This is a genomic window from Amycolatopsis kentuckyensis, assembly GCF_041679295.1.
Taxonomy (GTDB): Bacteria; Actinomycetota; Actinomycetes; order Mycobacteriales; family Pseudonocardiaceae; genus Amycolatopsis; species Amycolatopsis kentuckyensis_A.
Map to the genome: position 1 here is coordinate 156,647 of NZ_JBGDMD010000004.1, position 19,025 is coordinate 175,671.

Sequence of the window (19,025 nt, forward strand, 5' to 3'; positions counted from 1 at the left end):
GGTAGCAAACCCACAGTCCCCCGGGGAGGTGAACGTGGAAGAGCCCGAAGCGGACGGCTGGCGGTACCGCGGCACGATTTCGCCACGGACGCTGCCGAGCCTGCGGCGGCACCTGGTTTCGTGGCTGCGCAGACGCGCCGGCGACGAGGTCGGCCGGCAGGCCGACGACGTCGTCCTGGCCTGCTGGGAAGCGATGGCCAACGTGCTGGACCACGCCTACCACGGCCGGCCGGGGCTGATCGACGTCCGGGCGCGGATCGACGAGGAGGTGCTGGTCGTCACCGTCGCCGACCAGGGACGCTGGACGTCGGTCACCGAGCGGCCCGACCGCGGCCGGGGCCTGCGGCTGATCCAGGCGCTGGTCGACGGGCTCGACATGCGCTCCACCGACGACGGCACGGTGATCACGCTGACCTGGCCGTTCCCGGCCCGGCGCACCGCCTGAGGAGTCAGTCCGCCGTGGACAGTCCTTCGACGAACCGGGCGGCGACATCGCGGAGCTTCACGTTCGTGTGCTGCGACTCGGCGATCAGGCGCTTCATGGCGTCTTCGGCGCTGACCCGGTGCACGGCCATCAGGATGCCCTTGGCCTGCTCGATCACCGCCCGCGAGCTCATCGCCGTCTCGAGCTCGGCGACGCGGCGGCGGGCGTACCGGTAGCGGCGCGTGGAGCGCAGGCCGAACGAGACGATCGTCGTGTAGAGCGCCAGCAGCCGCGAGTCGGTCTCGGCGAAGCCGTGGTCGCCGTAGCCGAACAGGTTGAGCGCGCCGCCGAGGGTTTCGTCGACGCGCAGCGGCGCGGCGAGGTAGCTGCCGACGCCGAGGCCGCGCGCGTAGGCGGTGAACTCGGGCCAGACCGCCCCGGCCGTCGCGAGCGGCAGCCGGACGATCTCGCCGGTCTCGGCCGCCCGCAGGCACGGACCCTCGCCCGCCGCGTACTGGACGCGGTCGATGTCGACGGCGCGGTCGTCGGTGGAGGCGGCGGTCTCCGGCCGGCCGTCGCGGATCGCGGTGATGCTGGCCATGTCGGCCCCGGGCACCGCCCGGACGGCTTCGGCGCAGACGGCCTCGAGGACCTCGGCCTCGGAGGGCTCGGTCTCGAGCGCCTCCGTGAGGTCCGCCATCGCCGCGGTCAGCTCGTCGAGGTGCTCGGGCTGGATCGGGTCGCCGGTCACTGCGGTCACCTCCGTCCGGCTGCTGCGGCGAACGATACCCGCGCCGGTGACCGAGGAGGGGGCGGTGGCTCCGGCCCGGCGCTCACTGCTGAACGTCGTGGGTTGGGCGCCGGGGCCACCTCGCGACAGCCGGCAGCACAACCCACCCGGCGACCGTCACTGCCGCTGGCTTACCCCGTCGGCCGGTGGCCAACCCCTCAGCGGATCGTCACTTTCGCGACCTGGGTGAGACCCGAGATGCGCAGGACCCGGTCCAGCAGGCGGGGCGCGGTCAGGCGCAGCTCGTGGTCGGCGGCCCGGTCGAACAGGGTGGCGATGCCGGCGCTGTCGAGGTAGGTCACCCCGGTCAGGTCGACGGTCAGCGCGGCCCCGGTCGCCAGCTCGCGCGCGAGGGCCGCACCGAACTCCCCGGCGTTGCTCATGTCGATCTCGCCGGTCACGGTCAGGATCCGGTCTCCGTCGTCGCCCGCGGAGGCGACCAGCGTGAGTGCCGTGGTCACGAACCGATTCTCCATTCCAGGGTGACGGTGGTGCCGGTCGCGTCGTGCCGGACGGCGACCGCGTCGGCGAGCGCCTCCATCATCGGCATCCCGCGGCCGCGCAGCACGTGGTTGTCCGGTGGTGCCTGCTTCCACTGCCCGCGATCGGTCACCGTGACGACCAGGCTCGCGCCGGCGAAGCGGGCCGACAGGTGCGCGGTCCCCTCGGCGCCGGGATAGGCGTGCTCGACGGCGTTAGCGCAGGCCTCGCCGGAAGCGACGAGCACGTCTTGCGCGAGCTCCTCGCCGAGCGAAGCGGTACCCAGCCACGCGCGCAGCCAGTGGCGGGTCGACGCGAGGCTGTCGGGGTGCGCCGGGAAGTCCAGCTCCAGCGGCGGCACCGACCGGCGGTACAGCAGCAGCGCGACGTCGTCCTCGTAGCCGTCCTCCGGGCGCAGCCGGCCCATCAGCGTGGCCGCCAGGTCGGCGAGGTCGGCGTCCCGCGCGCCGTGGGCGACCGAGGTGGCCCGGTCGATGCCGTCGTCCAGCGCCTCGCGGCGGCGCTCGACGAGGCCGTCGGTGTAGAGCATCAGCAGCGAGCCGACCGGGACGACCGCCGTGGCCTCCGGGCGCTCGGCGGGGACCCGGACCGCGAGCGGCACGCTGCCGCCCGCGTCGAGGAACTCCGCCGAGCCGTCCTGGTGCACCAGCGTGGCGGGCGGGTGGCCGGCGCTGCTGTAGGTGAGCGTGCCGGTCGCGGGGTCCAGCACGCCGCAGAAGACGGTGGTGCACAAGGCACCCGGCAGCCGGTCGGCGAAGCGGTCGAGCGTGCTCAGGGTGTGCGCCGGGCCGTTGGCCTCCAGCAGCAGCGCGCGGCAGGCACTGCGCAGCTGGCCCATCACCGCGGCCGCGGCGAGGCCCCGGCCGACGCAGTCGCCGACGACGATGCCGATCCGGTCGCCGGAGAGCGGGACGACGTCGTACCAGTCGCCGCCCACTTCCAGGGGCGGGTTCGCCGGTTCGTAGCGCACCGCGAAGCCGTCGGGCAGCAGCGCCGGGCCGAGGATCGAGCGCTGCAGGGCGATGGCGACCTCGCGTTGGCGGTCGTCGCGGTGGGCTCGGCGCAGGGCGTGCGCCAGCGTCCCGGCCAGCAACGCCAGCAGCGTCCGGTCCTCGGTGCCGAGCGGGCGGCCCGGATCCGGCTCCACCCAGAGCGTCAGGCGGCCGCCGGGGTGGTCCAGCGTCGCGCCCACGCCACCCTCCGCGGGCGTCGCGTGCAACGCCGGCAGCGAGCGGACTTCGCCGAGCTTCGCGCGCAGCGGCGCGGCCAGGTCGGTCCAGCGCCGGTCGCCGGGGTCGGTCGACACGAGCTCGGGCTCTCCGTCGGGCACCCAGGTCACCGCGAGCACGCGCTCGGCCTGCCACAGCTCGCGCAGCAGGTCCAGCGCCGTGCGGAGCGCGTCGGGCACCCCGCTCACGCCGGCGAGGCGCTGGTTCATCGCGGCCAGCGCGTTTTCCCGCTGCACGGCGTAGCGCTCGGCGGTGACGTCGCGGATCGTGCCGACGAGCCGGCGGCGGCCCTCGTCGTCGTGCAGCTCGTTGTAGGCGATGGCGGCCCACACCCGGTGCCCGTCGCGGTGGCGCAGCGGCAGCACGAAGCTCCCGGACGGCTCGGTCCGCGACCGGCGCAGCGCCTCGGCGACCTGCCGGTGGGCGACCGGGTCGTCGGCCGGGTCCGGCGCCCACGGGAACGGCGGCGAGTACGGCAGCCCGGCGGGCCCGAAGCCGATCAGGTCGGTGCACGCGGCGTTCATCTCCACGACCCGCCCGTCGGCGTCGCAGACGAAGAAGCCGTCCTGCATCGACTCGATCATCGCCGCGCGCCACCGTGAGTGCTGCGTCCGCAGCCGGGCCAGCCGGATGGTCGTGCGGACGCGGGCGAGCAGCTCCCGCGCGGAGAACGGCTTGACCAGGTAGTCGTCGGCTCCGGCGGCCAGCCCGTCGACGGCGGCCTCCTGCCCGGCGCGGGCGGAGAGCAGCAGCACGGGCACCGCGGCGGTGCGCGCGTCCCCGCGCAGCTCGGCGAGCAGGCCGAGGCCGTCCAGCCGGGGCATCATGACGTCGCTGATGATCAGCTCGGGCGGGTCGGCGGCCGCGGCCTCGAACGCCTCGACGCCGTCGCGGACCGTGGTGACCGCGTAGTCCTCGCGCAGCAGCCGGGCCAGGTAGTCGCGCATGTCGGCGTTGTCGTCGGCGACCAGCACCCGGGCGCCCGCGGCCGGGGCCTCCGCGGCGGTGGGTTCGGGATCGCCGTCCGGCAGCCAGCGCAGCGCCTCCTGGACGTACGGCTCGACGGTGTCCGCGGCGAGCCCGCCCGCCGACGGCGCCGGGGCGAGGTGCTCGGCGGGCAGGTGGCGGGTGCCCAGCGGCAGCCGGATCCGGAACGTCGTGCCCTCGCCCGGGGTGCTCTCGGCGGCGACCGTGCCGCCGTGCATCCCGACGAGCTCGCGCACCAGCGCCAGGCCGATCCCGCTGCCCTCGTTCGAGCGCGACCGCGCCGAGGGGATCCGGTGGAACCGCTCGAACAGCCGGGGCAGCTCGGCGGCGTCGATCCCGATCCCGGTGTCGGAGACGGTGACCTCGGCGTACTCGCCGTCGAGGGCGGTGCGCACCCCGATCTCGCCGTCGAAGGTGTACTTGATCGCGTTGGACAGCAGGTTGAGGACGACCTTCTCCCACATCCCGCGGTCGACGTGCACCGGCGTGCCCAGCGGCGGGCAGCCGACCTCGAACCGCAGCCCGGCCCGCTCGACGGCGGCGCGGAACACGCTCGCCAGCTCCGCGGTGAACGCCGAGAGGTCCACCGGCTCGAAGCGCGCCTGCATCCGGCCGGCTTCGATCCGCGAGAAGTCGAGCAGGTTGTTCACCAGCCGGCCCAGCCGCAGTGCGTTGCGGTGGATGACGGCGACCTCTTCGCGGACGCGCTCGTCCGCGTCTTCCAGGGTCTTGTCCAGTTCGGCGACCGGGCCGAGGATCAGCGTGAGCGGGGTCCGGAACTCGTGGCTGATGTTGGCGAAGAACGTCGTCTTCGCCGCGTCCAGCGCGGTCAGCTCTTCGGTGCGCCGCTGCTGGGCCTGGTAGGCGAGCGCGCCGTTGACCAGCGCCGCTGTCTGCTGGGCGACCAGCCCGAGGAAGGTCCGGTAGGACTCGTCGAGCGCGCGCCCGGCGCTCGCCGCCAGCACGATCGCGCCGGTGGCCGCGGTGCCGGGGGCGCCGGGCAGCGGCAGGACCATCGCCTCGGTGGGCGGGGTGGACCAGCTGCCCGACGGCAGCTCGCCGAAGGTCGTCGTCAGGTCGGAGACGGTCCGCGGGGTGCCGTCCGCGAGCACCTCCTCGAGCGGCCAGCCGGCGTGCGCGGTGCCGCCGGGGGTGACCGCCGCGAGGTCGAGCTCGCCGTCGTCCTCGCGGACGTGGATCGCGGAGTACGGGACGTCGGCGCCGGCCCGCCCGAGCACGCCGGCGACCAGCTCGCAGGCCTCGCCGACGGTGCGGGCGATGCCGGCCTGGGCGCCGAGCTCGCGCAGCGTCGCCATCCGGCGTTCGCCGATCACGCGCTCGGTCGTGTCGGTGACCGCGGTGAACACCGCGCGCACCACGCCTTCGTCGTCGTGCACCGGGCTGTAGGAGTAGGTCCAGTAGGTCTCTTCCCAGTAGCCGTGCCGGTTCATCGGCAGCAGCAGGTCCTCCGACCAGGTCGCCTCGCCGGTGGTCATCACGCTGTCGAGCATCGGGCCGATGATGTGCCAGATCTCGTTCCAGACCCGCGCGCCCGGCTTGTCCAGCGCGGGGTGCTTGGTGCCGAGCAGCGGCAGATAGGCGTCGTTGTAGAGGAACCGCAGGTCCGGGCCCCACCAGACGATCATCGGGAAGCGCGAGGTGAGGCAGATCCGCACGGCCGTGGTCAGGCTCGCCGGCCACTCCGCCGGTTCCCCGAGCGGAGACGACGCCCAGTCGAACTCCCGCATCCGGGCGGCCATCCGGCTGGCGCCCGGGAAGACGGCCCGCTGGCCGGATTCCTCGCCGACGGTCATCACACTCCCGATCACGCGGCCCCGGGTGAGCCTACCCGTCCGGAAGGGGCCTCGCCGCGCACACGAGCGCCCCACGCCCGGGTGACGCGGGTTGCCGAAGCCGGTCGTGAGCGGCGGTCCGGCGGTGCCGTCGAGGTGTGGTCCGGTGTCTTGAATGACTCATTCAGGTCCTGGGAGGTCCTGAATGACTCATTCAAGACCTTTTCGGTGAGCTGCCACCGGGCCGGACCGGCGGCCCGGGTGACGCGGCTTCAGCCGAGCCAGGTCATCGTGACCGTCGTGCCGTCCTCGCGGTGCACCTGTGCGCTCTGGTCGGCGAGGCTGTCGATGAGCAGCAGGCCGCGGCCGCGCAGCCCGTTCGTGTCGGCGGGGGTGCGCCAGTCGCCGTAGTCGGTGACCGTCACCGTCAGCCGCCCGTTCAGCGCTTCGGCGCGGACTTCGACCGGCCCCGGCTCGCCGTGGCGGTAGGCGTGCTCGGCGGAGTTGGCCATCGCTTCGTAACCGGCCAGGACGACGTCCTCCCGGCGTTCTTCGCTGAGGCTGAGCGTGCCCAGCCAGTCCGCCAGCGCTTCGCGCAGCTCCGGCAGCCGGTCGGCCACCGCGGCGATCCGCCGGTGGAACGACGCCGGCGGCGCGGGCGCGCCCGGGGGGAGGGGGTCCGTCATGCTGGGTCCTCTCCGCGGTGGCGCACGTGGATCAGCGCGATGTCGTCGTCGTGCCGGCCGAGGGTCAGCTCGGCGACGAGCTTGTCCCACGCCGGGCCGGGATCGGCCGCGGCGAGCAGGGCGGGGATGCCGGCCAGCAGCCATTCCACCCCGAGCGTGAGGTCGCGGGTGCGGCTTTCGACCAGCCCGTCGGTGTAGAGCACCAGATCCGCGCCGGGCGGGAAGCCGGTGCTGCGCTGGGGGAACTCGGAACCGACGCCGAGCGGTTGCGCCAGCGCCTCGCCGATCTGCTCCGGCCCGCCGTCCGGGCGGACCAGGATGGCCGGCAGGTGACCGGCGTTGGCGAAGGTCAGCGTGCCGTCGGCCGGCCGGTGGACCGCGTAGAAGCACGTGACGAAGCTTTCGCCGAACAGCCCGCCGGTCAGCGCGGAGACGTTGCGCAGCACCTCCGACGGGGGCAGCTCGAGCAGCGCGTAGCAGCGGATGGCCGTGCGGACCTGGCCCATCACGGTCGCGGCCGTGACGCCGTGGCCGACGACGTCGCCGATGACGAACGCCGTCGCGCCGGACGGGAGTGCGATCACGTCGAACCAGTCGCCGCCCACCTTGCTCCCGGTCGCCGCGGGCAGGTACCGGGTGACGACGTCGAGGCCGGGGGTCGGCGGCGCGACCGGCAGCATGCTGCGCGACAGCTCCGAGGCCAGGGTGCGTTCGCGCTCGTACAGGCGGGCGTTGTCCAGCGCGATGGCCGAGTAGGCGGCGATGCCTTCGGCGAGGTACTCGTGCCGCGCGGTGAACCGGTCCGGTTCGGAGTGGCCGAAGAAGAACCCGCCCAGCACCTCCTCGCTGGTCGGGCTGATCACCGAGACGGCCAGGTAGCTGCACACGGGCAAGTGCCCCTCCGGCATCCCGTGGTGGGGCGCGTTCCGCCCGAACCGCGGGTCCTTCGTGATGTCGGGGCTGCGCACGGTGCCGGCACCGTCGAAGGTCGGTGCGAACACGTCGGTGTTGCGCGGCATGGGAAACCGCGCGAACGCCTCGCTCGGCACGCCCGAAATCGTGTACAGCGTGTAGGACTCGCCGAGCTCGTCGACCAGGTTGTAGAAGAACGCGCCGAACTCGGCGCCGGTCGCCTTGACGGCGGCGTCGGTGGCGTCCTGGACGATCCGGTCGAGGTCCAGCTGCGCGGTCAGCTCGCGGCCGGTGGAGTGCAGCGCGTCGAGCACCGCCGCCTCGCCGCGCAGCTGCCGCACGGTGGCCGTCAGGTGCGCGGTCGCGGCTTCGATCGCGGCGGCGACGGCGGCCGGTGACCCGGCGACTTCGCCGGTGGTGTGGACCAACGCGCTCCGGTCGTCGCCGGCGACGGCGATCGCGGCCGTGATCGCGCGGTCCGGCACCAGCCGCGCGAGCAGCTCGGGGTCGCTCACGGCCACCGCGACGTGCTCGTCGAGCACCGCGCGCGCTTCGGCCGGGTCGAGGACGCGGACTTCAGTGGGCACCGGGGAACCGGAAGCGTCGACGAAGGCCCGGCGCACGGCGTCGAGCAGTCCGTCGAACCCCGGGGCGGTCATCCGGCGGCCAGCGCCTCGGTCAGCGACGGGTAGATGGCCAGCTCGTCGGTCAGCCGGGTCAGCTCCAGCGGCCGCAGCGTGATCCGGCCGGTGGCCACCACCCGCAGCGGCGCGGAGACCGTCCGCCCGCGGTGCGCCCGCACGAGCTCGGCCATCCCCGCCGAGGCCAGGAAGGTGACGCCGGTCAGGTCGATGACCAGCACCGCGGGCTTCAGGCGAGCCGCGCGCTCGGCGAGCTGCCGGAGCTTCGGTGCCAGGGCGAGGTCGAGTGCGCCGTCGACGCGCAGCACCGCGGTGCCGTCCTGGTGGTCCAGCGCCACCGTGCCCGCAGAGCTGGCGGCGTCCCCGAGGGTGTTCCCGGTCGCGTCCGTTTCGGCCATGCCGCCATCCTGCCTGGTCCCGGCCGACCCGGAAAGCGGAAGGGGGTGCTGACACGGCGGCGGCCGCGCGGTACGGGCATGATTGATCCCGGTTGAGCAAACAGCCTTCGTGATCACGCGCGCCCGCCGGACGTTCCCGGGCGCTGCCGAAGGCGAGGAGACGAACAAGATGACTGAGCACATCCACAGTGAGGGCTCGGCCACCGCTGTGCCATTCGGCGAATTCCGGATCGCCCGAACGGAGCAGGGCGACGCGGTCGTCGTCGAGGTGGCCGGAGACGTGGACACGACCACCGCGCCCGCCCTCGTGCAGGCCGCGGAAGAGGCACTGGCGGCTGCGCCGCCGCTGCTGGTGGTCGACCTGACCCGGGTGGAGTTCCTCGCCTCGCCCGGGCTGACGGCGTTGCTGACCATCCACCGCGACGCCGGCCCCGGCACCGCGGTGCGGATCGTCGCGTCCGGCCGGGCGACCCTGCGCCCGATCCAGCTGACCGGCCTCGAGGACAGCCTTTCGCTGTTCCCGACCCGCGAAGCGGCGCTGACCGCGTCCTGAGGTCCGTCCCGGCCGGGGTCGTCAGCCGCCGGCCGGGATCGCCTGGCGCTGGATGGTGAGCAGGGCGACGTCGTCCTGGGCCGCCCGGTTGCCGATCATCGCGGCCATCAGCTGCGCGCAGACCCGTTCGGGGTCGCCGGCGCGCAGGACCTCCGCCAGCTGCCGCATCCCGGTGTCCACCGGCCGGTCCCGGCGCTCGACCAGGCCGTCGGTGTAGAACGCGAGCACGCTCTCCGGCGGCAGGTCGAGCACGGTCGTACGCCGCCGGGGCTCGCCGATGGTCAACCCGATCGGGGGATCCGGCGGCACGTCCACCAGCCGGCCCGGTTCGCCGGCCAACGCCTGCGCGGGCGGCAGGTGCCCGGCGAGCGACAGGGCGATGCTTTCGCGGTGCGGCCCGATGATCCCGTAGGCGACCGTGGCCATCGCGCCGTGCTCGAAGTGGTTGGCCTTGCGGTCGAGCTTGGCGAGCACCTCGTCCGGGCTTTCGCAGTCGAGGGCGTACGCGCGCAGGGCGCTGCGCAGCCGGCCCATGATCACGGCGGCCTCCAGGCCGTGGCCGGAGACGTCGCCCATCACGACGCCGAGCCGGTCGCCCGGCAGGACGAACAGGTCGTACCAGTCGCCGCCGATCCCCGTCTCCGCGCCGGGCACGTACCGCGCGCCGAAGGCCAGGCCGGGCACCGCCGGCAGGTTGCTGGGCAGCAGGCTGCGCTGCAGCGCCATGGTGGCCGAGCGGTTCTCTTCGAGCGCTTCGACCTGGATCGCCATCGCGAGGCGGTCCGCGAGCAGCTGCATCGTCGCGATTTCGGCCTCGGTGAACACCCGCTCGGTGACGGACCCCACGTGCAGCACGCCGACGAGCTCGAGCCCGGCGACCATCGGCACGCCGAGCATCGAGCGCAGCCCGCGTTCCCACAGCAGGGAGTTCACGACGGTCGTCTCGTCGACGTGGTCGAGGACGACGGGCTGCCGCTCGAGCGCCACCCGGCCGGCGAAGCCGCTGCCGATCGGCACCCGGACGCCCTGGTGGACCTCCTCTTCGATGCCGGCCGCGGCGAAGGCCACCAGCTGGCGGCCGCTGGGCTGGTACCGCAGCACGGTCGCGGTGTCGACCTCCATGACCTCGCGCAGGCGCTGCAGGGTCTCGGCGAGCAGTTCGGCCAGCCCCAGGTGTTCGGCGGGTACGCCGAGGATCTTCTCCAGCTGTTGCAGCCGGTCGTGAGCGCCGAGACTCCGGGACATGGAAAGACCCTAGCCGGAACTCCTTTGCGCGCCTAACCATCCCGGGTTTCGACGGCGGGTCCCCGCGGGTAACCACCCGGGCGTGAGCGTCGACTTGGAGTGGGTGGCCGTGCTGCGCCACGGCCAGAGCACGGGGAACGTGGCCAGGGAAGAGGCGGAGTCGGCGGGGGCGGATGTGATCGACATCGCCGAACGCGACGCCGACGTCCCGCTGACCGACCTGGGCCGCGAGCAGGCGAAGGCCGCGGGGGAGTTCCTCGCCGAGCGCCCGCCGGACCTCGTGGTCACTTCGACCTACCGCCGGGCCTGGGACACCGCGCTCCTGGCCACGCCGGACGGCGTCCCGGTCGTCCCCGACGAACGGCTGCGCGACCGGGAACTCGGCGTGCTGGACCTGCTGACGTCGCACGGCGTCGAGGAGCGGTGGCCCGACGAGCTGCGGCGCAAACGGCGGCTGGGCAAGTTCTACTACCGGCCGCCGGGTGGCGAATCCTGGGCGGACGTCGTGCTGCGGCTGCGCTCCCTGATGCGCGAGCTCAGCCAGGACCACGGCGGCAAGCGCGTGCTGCTGGCCGCGCACGAGATGACCGTCTTCGCGCTGCGCTACCTGCTCGAAGGCCTGCCGGAGCCCGATCTGCTGCGCGCCGCCAACACGACCGAGGTCCCGAACGGGTCGGTGACGGCCTGGGAGCGCGACCGCGACGGCGGGTTCACCATGGTGCTGGCCCAGGAGGTCGGCCACCTGCACGCCACCGGCACCCCGCCCACGGCGGACGACGATGCCGCCGAACAGCTCTCCTGACCCGGCGCCGATCAGCCCCGCCCTGTTGCGGGAGGAGCGGATCGGCACCGAGGACCGCGGAACCGTGCTCGTGCTCGGCGGCGCCCGGACGGTCCCGGGCGCGCCGGCGCTGTCCGGGACGGCCGCGCTGCGCGCCGGAGCCGGCACCCTGCAGCTCGCGGTGAGCGAACGGCACGCGGGCGCGCTCGGCGTGTCGGTGCCCGAGTCGTCGGTGTTCGGGCTGCCGGAAACGGAGTCCGGGGCGATCGGCGGGGACGCCGTCGACCGGCTGGCCGACGTGCTGCCCGGCGCCGGCACCGTCGTGGTCGGTCCCGGCCTCACCGGCGCCGCCGAAACCGAGGACCTGTTGCGGCGCTTGGTGCCCGCCATCGCACCGGACGCCCGCGTGGTGCTCGACGCCTTCGCGCTCGGCGCGCTGAGCCGGGCCCCGGAACTGGCGAAGCCGCTGTCCGGCCGGCTCGTGCTGACGCCGAACCGGACCGAGGCCGCGTTCCTCGACGGCTGCGACGAAGCCGACGTCGACGACCTCGAGACCGCGGTCCGGATCGCCGAGCGCTACGAAGGGGTCGTGCTGCTCTTCGGGGTGGTCGCCGAGCCCGGCGGCCGGACCTGGCGCGACGGCAGCGGCCACATCGGGCTGGCGACGTCCGGCAGCGGCGACGTCCTGGCCGGCCTGACCGGCGGCTTCCTCGCCCGCGGCGCGGACCTCGGCCAAGCCGCCCGCTGGGCGACGCACGTCCACGCGGTGGCGGGGCAGCGGCTGATCCCGGACACCGGCCGCACGGGCCTGCTGGCGCGCGAGCTGGTGGCCGAGATCCCGCGGGTCATCGCCGAGCTGGAGCGCTGACCTACCGCTGGGCAGTGGGTCGCACGACGACTTCGTTGACGTCGACGCCGTCGGGCTGCCCGATCGCGTAGGAGATCGCCCCCGCGATGGTGTCCGGCGGCAGCGTCACCGCGCGGTAGGTCCGCATCGCTTCCCGCGCACCGGCTTCGGTGATGGAATCGGCCAGCTCGGACTCGACGACGCCCGGTGAAACGGTCGTGACGCGGATGCCGGGCTCGGCTTCCAGCCGCAGGCCTTCGGTGATCGCGCGGGCGGCGTACTTCGTGCCGCAGTACACCGCCGCCGTCGGCACGACCTCGTGCGCGCCGGTCGAGGCGATCGTCACGAAGTGCCCGCCGCCTTGGCGCCGGAAGTGCGGCAGGGCGGCCGCGATCCCGTGCAGCAGGCCGCGGACGTTGACGTCGATCATCCGGTCCCACTCGTCGACGTGCAGGGAGTCCAGCCGCGACAACGGCATCACGCCGGCGTTGGCGACGAACACGTCGAGCCGGCCGTGCGCTTCGACGGCGGTGTCGGCGAAGGCGGCGACCTCCGCGCGGTCGGTGACGTCGAGGCGGTGCACGTCGGCGGTGCCGCCGGCGTCGTGGATCTCCTTCGCCAGCGCGGTCAGCCGGTCCTCCCGGCGGGCGCCGAGCACGACGTGGTGGCCTTCGCCGGCCAGCCGCAGCGCGGTGGCGTGGCCGATGCCGCTGCTGGCGCCGGTGATCAGGACGGTCTTCTTCACGGGGTTCCTTCCGGGAAGTCGGCGCCGAGGGTGGTCTCGCGCCAGGTGTCGAAAGTGGACTTCAAGCTGTCGAGCCGGGCGGTGGCGATGTCGTAGGCGGCCTTGCCGAGCAGCAACCGCAGCGGCGGCTCGCCGGTGTCGACGGCGGTGAGGATCGCCTCGGCCGCGCGGACCGGGTCGCCGGGCTGCCGGCCGTAGGTGGCGGTGGTCGCCGCCCGGCGCGCGCCGGCCGTCTCCGCGTAGTCGTCGATGCGGATCGCCGACTGCCGCATGGACGGGCCGGACCAGTTGGTGCGGAACGCGGCGGGCTCGACGATCGTCACCTTGATGCCGAGCGGGGCCACTTCGGCGGCGAGCGACTCGGAAAGCCCTTCCACGGCGAACTTCGACGCGTGGTAGTAGCCGGTGGCCCCGAAGGCCGCGAGCCCGCCGAGCGACGACACGTTCACGACGTGCCCGCTCCGCCGGGCGCGCATGCCCGGCAGCACCGCGCGGGTGACGTCGGCGAGTCCGAACACGTTGGCTTCGAACAGCTTCCGGATCTCGTCGTCCTCGCCTTCCTCGATCGCGGCGAGGTAGCCGTAGCCGGCGTTGTTGACGAGGACGTCGATCCGGCCGAACGCGCTCTCGGCTCGCTTGACCGCGTCGGCGACCTGGGCGTGGTCGGTGACGTCGAGCGGGAGGGCGAGCGCGCGGTCGCCGTGCTCCGCGACGAGGTCGGCGACGCTCGCCGGGTCGCGGGCCGTGACGACGGCGCGCAGGCCGCGGCCGAGCACGGCTTCGGCCAGGGCGCGGCCGAGGCCGGTGGAGCAGCCGGTGATGAACCAGTTTTCGGGCATGACGAAGTACTCCGTCCATTGTGGAAACGACAGCTGGGGGTTCAGGAAGCGGCGAGGCTGCCGAGCAGGGCGAGCGCGGCTTCCGAGGGACTACCGGGCTCGGCCTGGTAGATGACGAGCTGCTGGCCGGGCGCGCTGTTGACGGTCAGCGCCTCGTAGCTGAGCGTCAGCTCGCCGACCTGCGGGTGGTGGAACCGCTTGGTTTCGTGCGTCTTCTGCCGGATGTCGTGACGTGCCCACAGCCGGCGGAAGTCCGCGCTCTTGACCGACAGCTCACCGACCGTCTCGATGAGCCGCGGATCGTCCGGGTCGATCCCGGCGGCCACCCGCAGGCCGCCGACGGTGTTGACCGCGACGCGCTCCCAGTCCGGGTAGAACTCGCGCGCGTCCGGGTCGAGGAACACCAGCCGGACGAGGTCGTCGCTGTGGGTGTGCCCGGCGAACAGCGCCTCGCCCAGCGCGTTGTGCGCGAGCACCTCGAGGCAGCGGCCGAGCACCAGCGCGGGCGTGTCCGGCCAGCCGTCCATCAGCCGCAGCAGGTTCGGGCTGACCTGCTCCCGGCGTCGGCGGCGGCGTTTCGGAGCGGGCCGGGCCAGCCGGTGCAGGTGGGCGGTGGCGTCCTCGTCGAGAGCCAGCCCGTGCGCCAGCGCGTCGAGGACCTGCGGCGAGGGGTTGCGCTCCCGGCCCTGTTCGAGCCGGACGTAGTAGTCGGTGCTGACCCCGGCCAGTACCGCGACCTCTTCGCGGCGCAGGCCCGCCACCCGGCGCGACCCGCCCGCGGGCAGGCCGAGCTCCTCGGGTCCCACCTGTTCGCGGCGGGCCCGGAGGAACTCCCCGAGTGCGTTCTCCGCCGATGCCCCCACCGCCACCCTCAACGGAGGAGCTTCGCTCCGCGGGTCCTTCTCAGCCATGGATCCGACACTAACCCCGATCAAGCGGCGAAGGGTGGCCGCGGCGCACCCACCCTCAGGCGAGCCGGATCGGCTCGCCTTCGTGGTCCGGCCGCAGCAGCGTCGCCGTGGCTTCGCGGCCGTCGACGTCGAGGGTCATCACGGCGTTCCCGAAGTGCGGTCCCGACACGCAGCTCCAGGTCAGCGGCGCGGGCGGGACGCCGACGCGGCGCGCCAGCCACCCGCTCAGCCGGGTCAGCCCGCGCGCCCAGCCGGCCCGGAACAGCCGGTTCATGTACCAGGGCACGGTGTTGTGCACCGGCGAGCAGGTCAGCTGGTGCACCGGCGCGCCCGGGAGGTCGGCGCGCGCGACGTACGCGTGGTGGACGTCGCCAGAGAGCACGCTCACCGACGCCGGGCCGTCGTCCGCGACCCGGGCGATCAGCCGGGTCAGCCGGTCGAACGAGTCGCGGAACGCCGGCCAGTGCTCGAGGTCGGCGAGCTGCCGGAACCACTCCGACACCCGCCCGACGAGCCCCGGCCGCGCGCAGAGCCGCTCGTTGACCGACTGCGCGGCCGACAGCGCGGTCGGCATCAGCCACGGCAGCGACGTGCCGATCAGCAGGTGGTCGAAGTCGCCGTCGCTCTGCTCCTCGATCCAGCGGAACTCCTCGTCGCCGATCATCGACCGCTGCCCGCCCTCGAGGATCCGCCCGGCGCGCGAGTCGATGACCAGCAGCCGGACCGGGCCGAAGTCGCGCCGGTAGGACCACCGGGTGCCCTTGGCGCCGTCGGCTTCGCGGTCGGCCCGGTCGGCGAACCCGCGCAGCAGCTCGGCGTTGTCGACCCCGGACTTCGTCACCTGCTGGAACAGCTCGTCCTCGGCCAGCTCGCGCGGGCCCAGGTTGCCCAGGTGCTGGTAGACCCAGTACGACACGAGCGCCCCGCGGATCCGCTCCGGCCACCACGACTCGCGCGCCATCTGCTCGCGCCACGCCTGCGAGGTGTTCCAGTCGTCGCGGACGTCGTGGTCGTCGAAGATCATCGACGTCGGCACGGTGGACAGCAGCCAGCGCACCGACGGTTCGCACCAGGCTTCGGAGTACAGGTGGCAGTACTCCTCGAAGTCGGCGACCTCCTTGCCCGGCGGCACTTTCGGGTCGCGCCGGCCGCCGATCCACTCCTGCGTCGCGTCGGTGGTTTCGTCGGCGTAGACCTGGTCCCCCAGCAGGAGCAGCGATTCCGGCCATTCGGACTCGTCGAGCCCGGCCATCCGGTGGGCGTAGGCGGCGAGCGCGTCCGGGCCGAGCGCGTCCTGCTCCCGCGGCTTGCGGCACGACCCGAACACCAGCCGGAACCGCGGATCGCCCGGGGCCAGCGTCCGGATCCGGCTGGGCGGCAGGTCGCCGTCCGGTTCGGGCCAGACGAGCTCACCGTCGAGCCGGACCTCGTACGGCGTGCTGCGCCCGGGTTCCAGGCCTTCGAGCACGACCAGCGCGTAGTGGTGCCCGGACACCTCGAACGTCCGCGCCGCCGCTTCGGCGACGCGGACTTCGCACGGCCCGTCCGTCTCGACCCAGATCGTCGCCGAGGTGGCGTCGACGTGTCTCAGCAGCGGTCCCAGGAGCAGCTCGGTCATGCCCGGATCCTTGCAGCAGCAAGCCATGTCGGCAGTTCGAAAGGTCCCGAAACTTTCCGAAAATCGTTGACCGGTCGCGGTGGCGAACGAACGATCGTCGCAGCTGCGCCCTGCTCCCGGAAAGGATCGACTCGAGTGCGAAGACTCTTCACCGCCCTCCTCGCCGCCGTGTCGTCGATCGCGGCCGCGATCGTCCTGGTGGTCACGGCGCAGCCCGCGTCCGCGGCCACGCTGACCCGCGTGACCGGCTTCGGCACCAACCCCAGCAACCTGAACATGTACGCCTACGTCCCGGACCACGTCGCCGCCAAGCCGGCGCTGCTGGTCGCCATCCACTACTGCACCGGCTCGGCCTCGGCGGTGTTCAACGGGTACGCGCGCGACTACGTGACCGCGGCCGACCAGTACGGCTACGTCATCGTCTTCCCGGAAGCCACCCGCAGCGGGCAGTGCTTCGACGTCTCCTCACCGCAGGCCCTCACCCGCGGCGGCGGCAGCGACCCGGTCGGCATCCTGTCGATGGTCGACTACGCCAAGGCGCACTACAACGTCGACCCGGCGCGCGTGTTCGTCACCGGGTTCTCCTCCGGCGCGATGATGACGAACGTCCTCGCCGCCGAGTACCCGGACGTCTTCGCCGCCGGCTCGGCGTTCATGGGCGTGCCCGCCGGCTGCTTCGCCACGACCGACGGGTCGAGCTGGAACAGCCAGTGCTCGGGTGGCCAGCTCATCAAGACCGCGCAGCAGTGGGGCGACCAGGCTCGGCAGATGAGCGGCGGGCGCAGCGGGCCGTACCCGCGGATGCAGCTGTGGCACGGCACCGCCGACGACACCCTGCGCTACCCGAACTTCGGGGAAGAGATCAAGCAGTGGACGAACCTGCGCGGGGTGAGCCAGACGCCGTCGTCGAGCGACGCGCCGCAGTCCGGCTGGACCCGCACCCGCTACGGCGGCACCGGCGTGCAGGCGCCGGTCGAGGGCATCAGCGTCCAGGGCGCCGGGCATTCGCTGCCGCAGAACGGGATGGTGGCGTACGCGATCGCGTTCCTGGGCCTGAACAGCGGCGGTTCGACCACCACGCCGACGACAGCGACGACGCCGACCACGCCCACAACACCGACCACGCCGACCACCCCGGCCCCTGGTGGCTGCACCGGCACCTACGCCAAGACGGCGGAGTGGAACGTCGGCTTCAACGGGCAGGTGACGGTGACCGGGTCGAACAACTGGGTGCTCACGATCACCTTCCACGCACCGCAGAGGGTCATCGGCAGCTGGAACTACACCGGGACCTGGGACAGCACCGGGTACGTGCTGACCGCGCGGCCGAACGGCAGCGGCAACGTCATCGGCTTCACCGTCGAGCACGGCGGGAACCTGACGGCACCCACCGTGACCTGTTCGGCGGGCTAGCGAGTCGTCAAAACAGCCGGCCGACCTCGTCCGCGGGTGGTTCCTCGAGGCTGAGCAGGAACCGCTTGCGGGCGAGGCCACCGGCGTACCCGGTCAGGCCGCCGCTGGTGCCGACCACGCGGTGGCAGGGCACGATGACGCTGATCGGGTTCCAGCCGTTGGCGTTCCCGACGGCCTGCGCGGCGCCGGGGTCGCCCAGCTCGGCCGCCAGCTGCCCGTATGTGCGGGTTTCGCCGTACGGGATCTTCGTCAGCAGCGCCCAGACCTGCTTCTCGAACGCGGAGCCGCGCGGCGCGAGCTCGAGGTCGAACTCGCGCCGCGTGCCGGCGAAGTACTCGCCGAGCTGGGCTTTCGCGGCTTCGAAGCCGTCGTCGTCGCGGGGACCGAGGTCGGTGAGGCGGGGCGTCCGGAGGTGGCCGTCGAAGTAGAGCCCGGCCAGCGCCTCGCCGTCGCCGACCAGGGTCAGCGGTCCGATCGGTGACGCGATGACGGCGTGCTTCATGGCGCCCAGCCTACGGGTCAGTCGTCGCTGACCTTCACCGAGAGCGAGTCGACGCTCATCTCGGCGCCGGGCGTGATGTCCGCACCGGGGGAGGTGCAGCCGCAGACCTTGTCCGGGTAGGAGCCGCCGATCGCGACGTCGAAGATGACGAAGAAGCCGTGGTCGACGGCGGCCTTCCAGGTCGCGTCCGACACCTGGTTCTGCTTCACCGCGAACGTCTGGTTGCCGTCCAGGTAGAAGCGCAGCTCTTCGGCCGCGGCGTCGCGGCGGTCCACGATCACCGAGTAGCTGTGGTAGCCGTCCTGGCAGCCGGCGCAGTCCTGGAGGTCGCTGGTGATGCCGTCCGGGTCGTGGCACTCGCCCTGCCACTGTCCACAGTGGAAGGTGGTGGAGTGCTTGCTCAGCGCGTTGACGTCTTCCATGATGTCGAGCTCGCCGATGCCCGGCCAGTTCGTCGCGCCGACCGGGCGGGCGTCGGCGCCCATCGCCCAGAACGCCGGCCAGTAGCCGAGCCCGTGCTCGGGGGCGGGCTGCTTGAGCGTCGCGCTGATCTCCAGCTGACCGCCCGCGGGGGCGGCGAAGTCGGTGCGCTGCGTTTCGATCCGGCCGGACGTCCACTGGCCGGATCCGTCGCGCAGCGGCTTGATCGCCAGGTGGCCCTGGCCGTCGTGGTAGACGTTTTCGGTCGAGTTCGTGGCGGTCTCGAGTTCGCCGGTGCCCCAGTTCGCCGCGCCGCCGGGGTAGCCGGTTCCGGTGTCGTAGAGCCAGTCCCGGTCGTTCAGGCCGGTGCCGGCGGCGCCGTCGAAGTCGTCCTGGAAGACGGTGGTCCAGCCGGCTTCGGCGTGGGCCGGGGCGGCGGTGAGGGACATCGTCGCCAACAGGGCGGCCAGCCACTTGGTGGTGCGCATGGGTTCTCGCTTCCTTGGGGGAATCCGGTCGTCCACGACCTGCGAGGCCGTCCACTTTCGCCGCCGGTGCGCGGCGGCGTCAAGGGATGTGCCCGGAAGTACCCGGCACGCGGTACCCGTGGGCAGATTGGGGGGAGTCCCGTTTGGAATTTCTCACCCCGGGGAAACGCGCGGGCCGGGTGTGGCGGTGGTCTGGACCTTCTTTCGAAGGGTTGCCAGGTAACGAAATCGTGGTCATAGTTTGTTGGCGTCCACAACGAATCCTGCGAACCGCCCTCGGATGTCCTTTATGGACTCCGCCG

General features: G+C 73.1%; 18 protein-coding genes. 5 read left to right on the plus strand and 13 right to left on the minus strand.

What is annotated here, in order from left to right; genetic code table 11:
* Nucleotides 1-34 precede the first annotated feature (34 nt).
* On the plus strand, nucleotides 35-445 hold the full coding sequence (locus ACERZO_RS17500) for an ATP-binding protein (protein WP_372665729.1): 411 nt from the start codon (nucleotides 35-37) through the stop codon (nucleotides 443-445).
* Between the two features lie 4 nt (nucleotides 446-449).
* On the opposite strand, the gene ACERZO_RS17505 is transcribed toward ACERZO_RS17500, so the two are convergent.
* The 6 genes from ACERZO_RS17505 to ACERZO_RS17530 form a co-directional block, all read right to left on the minus strand.
* Nucleotides 450-1,175 (minus strand): ANTAR domain-containing protein, encoded by a 726-nt coding sequence (locus ACERZO_RS17505; protein WP_372665730.1) that lies wholly within the window; start codon nucleotides 1,173-1,175, stop codon nucleotides 450-452.
* Nucleotides 1,176-1,372: 197 nt separating this feature from the next.
* Nucleotides 1,373-1,675 (minus strand): STAS domain-containing protein, encoded by a 303-nt coding sequence (locus ACERZO_RS17510; RefSeq protein WP_372665731.1) that lies wholly within the window; start codon nucleotides 1,673-1,675, stop codon nucleotides 1,373-1,375.
* Entirely contained in the window at nucleotides 1,672-5,745 is a 4,074-nt protein-coding gene (locus tag ACERZO_RS17515) for a SpoIIE family protein phosphatase (RefSeq protein ID WP_372665732.1), read from the minus strand. Before ACERZO_RS17515 ends, ACERZO_RS17510 begins: the two co-directional genes overlap by 4 nt.
* Nucleotides 5,746-5,996: 251 nt before the next feature.
* Complete coding sequence (locus ACERZO_RS17520) at nucleotides 5,997-6,410, minus strand: ATP-binding protein (RefSeq protein ID WP_372665733.1); 414 nt, start codon at nucleotides 6,408-6,410, stop codon at nucleotides 5,997-5,999.
* Nucleotides 6,407-7,981: a PP2C family protein-serine/threonine phosphatase gene (locus ACERZO_RS17525; RefSeq protein WP_372665734.1), complete on the minus strand. Its 1,575-nt coding sequence runs from the start codon at nucleotides 7,979-7,981 to the stop codon at nucleotides 6,407-6,409. Before ACERZO_RS17525 ends, ACERZO_RS17520 begins: the two co-directional genes overlap by 4 nt.
* Nucleotides 7,978-8,361, minus strand: a complete 384-nt coding sequence (locus ACERZO_RS17530) for an STAS domain-containing protein (protein WP_372665735.1) — start codon at nucleotides 8,359-8,361, stop codon at nucleotides 7,978-7,980. Before ACERZO_RS17530 ends, ACERZO_RS17525 begins: the two co-directional genes overlap by 4 nt.
* A gap of 109 nt (nucleotides 8,362-8,470) precedes the next feature.
* On the opposite strand from ACERZO_RS17530, the gene ACERZO_RS17535 reads away from it, so the two are divergent.
* Nucleotides 8,471-8,914 (plus strand): STAS domain-containing protein, encoded by a 444-nt coding sequence (locus tag ACERZO_RS17535; RefSeq protein WP_372665736.1) that lies wholly within the window; start codon nucleotides 8,471-8,473, stop codon nucleotides 8,912-8,914.
* 21 nt (nucleotides 8,915-8,935) lie between these two features.
* Here the strand turns inward: ACERZO_RS17535 and ACERZO_RS17540 are convergent, their stop codons facing one another.
* Nucleotides 8,936-10,159 carry a PP2C family protein-serine/threonine phosphatase gene (locus ACERZO_RS17540; protein ID WP_372665737.1) on the minus strand — a complete coding sequence of 408 codons (1,224 nt, stop codon included), beginning with the start codon at nucleotides 10,157-10,159 and terminating at the stop codon, nucleotides 8,936-8,938.
* 82 nt (nucleotides 10,160-10,241) lie between these two features.
* Between ACERZO_RS17540 and ACERZO_RS17545 the strand changes: the two genes are divergently transcribed.
* Together ACERZO_RS17545 and ACERZO_RS17550 are read left to right on the plus strand one after the other, a co-directional pair.
* Nucleotides 10,242-10,961: a histidine phosphatase family protein gene (locus tag ACERZO_RS17545; RefSeq protein ID WP_372665738.1), complete on the plus strand. Its 720-nt coding sequence runs from the start codon at nucleotides 10,242-10,244 to the stop codon at nucleotides 10,959-10,961.
* The gene (locus ACERZO_RS17550) at nucleotides 10,939-11,808 is read left to right on the plus strand and encodes an NAD(P)H-hydrate dehydratase (RefSeq protein ID WP_372665739.1); all 870 of its coding nucleotides are present in this window, start codon (nucleotides 10,939-10,941) and stop codon (nucleotides 11,806-11,808) included. Before ACERZO_RS17545 ends, ACERZO_RS17550 begins: the two co-directional genes overlap by 23 nt.
* Before the next feature lies 1 nt (nucleotide 11,809).
* Here ACERZO_RS17550 and ACERZO_RS17555 read toward each other — a convergent pair whose 3' ends face one another.
* Genes ACERZO_RS17555 through ACERZO_RS17570 form a run of 4 tightly spaced genes read right to left on the minus strand, consistent with a single transcriptional unit; the run spans nucleotide 11,810 to nucleotide 15,900 of the window.
* Nucleotides 11,810-12,532, minus strand: a complete 723-nt coding sequence (locus ACERZO_RS17555; protein WP_372665740.1) for an SDR family oxidoreductase — start codon at nucleotides 12,530-12,532, stop codon at nucleotides 11,810-11,812.
* A complete protein-coding gene (locus tag ACERZO_RS17560; protein WP_372665741.1) occupies nucleotides 12,529-13,371 on the minus strand; it encodes an oxidoreductase in 843 nt (280 codons plus the stop codon). Before ACERZO_RS17560 ends, ACERZO_RS17555 begins: the two co-directional genes overlap by 4 nt.
* A gap of 41 nt (nucleotides 13,372-13,412) precedes the next feature.
* Complete coding sequence (locus ACERZO_RS17565; protein WP_372665742.1) at nucleotides 13,413-14,282, minus strand: helix-turn-helix transcriptional regulator; 870 nt, start codon at nucleotides 14,280-14,282, stop codon at nucleotides 13,413-13,415.
* 55 nt (nucleotides 14,283-14,337) lie between these two features.
* Nucleotides 14,338-15,900, minus strand: coding sequence for an alkaline phosphatase D family protein (locus ACERZO_RS17570; RefSeq protein WP_372665743.1), 1,563 nt, complete (start codon nucleotides 15,898-15,900; stop codon nucleotides 14,338-14,340).
* A 135-nt stretch (nucleotides 15,901-16,035) separates the two neighbouring features.
* Between ACERZO_RS17570 and ACERZO_RS17575 the strand changes: the two genes are divergently transcribed.
* On the plus strand, nucleotides 16,036-17,313 hold the full coding sequence (locus ACERZO_RS17575) for an extracellular catalytic domain type 1 short-chain-length polyhydroxyalkanoate depolymerase (RefSeq protein ID WP_372665744.1): 1,278 nt from the start codon (nucleotides 16,036-16,038) through the stop codon (nucleotides 17,311-17,313).
* 7 nt (nucleotides 17,314-17,320) lie between these two features.
* On the opposite strand, the gene ACERZO_RS17580 is transcribed toward ACERZO_RS17575, so the two are convergent.
* Nucleotides 17,321-17,815, minus strand: coding sequence for a methylated-DNA--[protein]-cysteine S-methyltransferase (locus tag ACERZO_RS17580; protein WP_372665745.1), 495 nt, complete (start codon nucleotides 17,813-17,815; stop codon nucleotides 17,321-17,323).
* Between the two features lie 17 nt (nucleotides 17,816-17,832).
* A complete protein-coding gene (locus ACERZO_RS17585) occupies nucleotides 17,833-18,723 on the minus strand; it encodes a glycoside hydrolase family 16 protein (RefSeq protein ID WP_372665746.1) in 891 nt (296 codons plus the stop codon).
* Nucleotides 18,724-19,025: the final 302 nt, after the last annotated feature.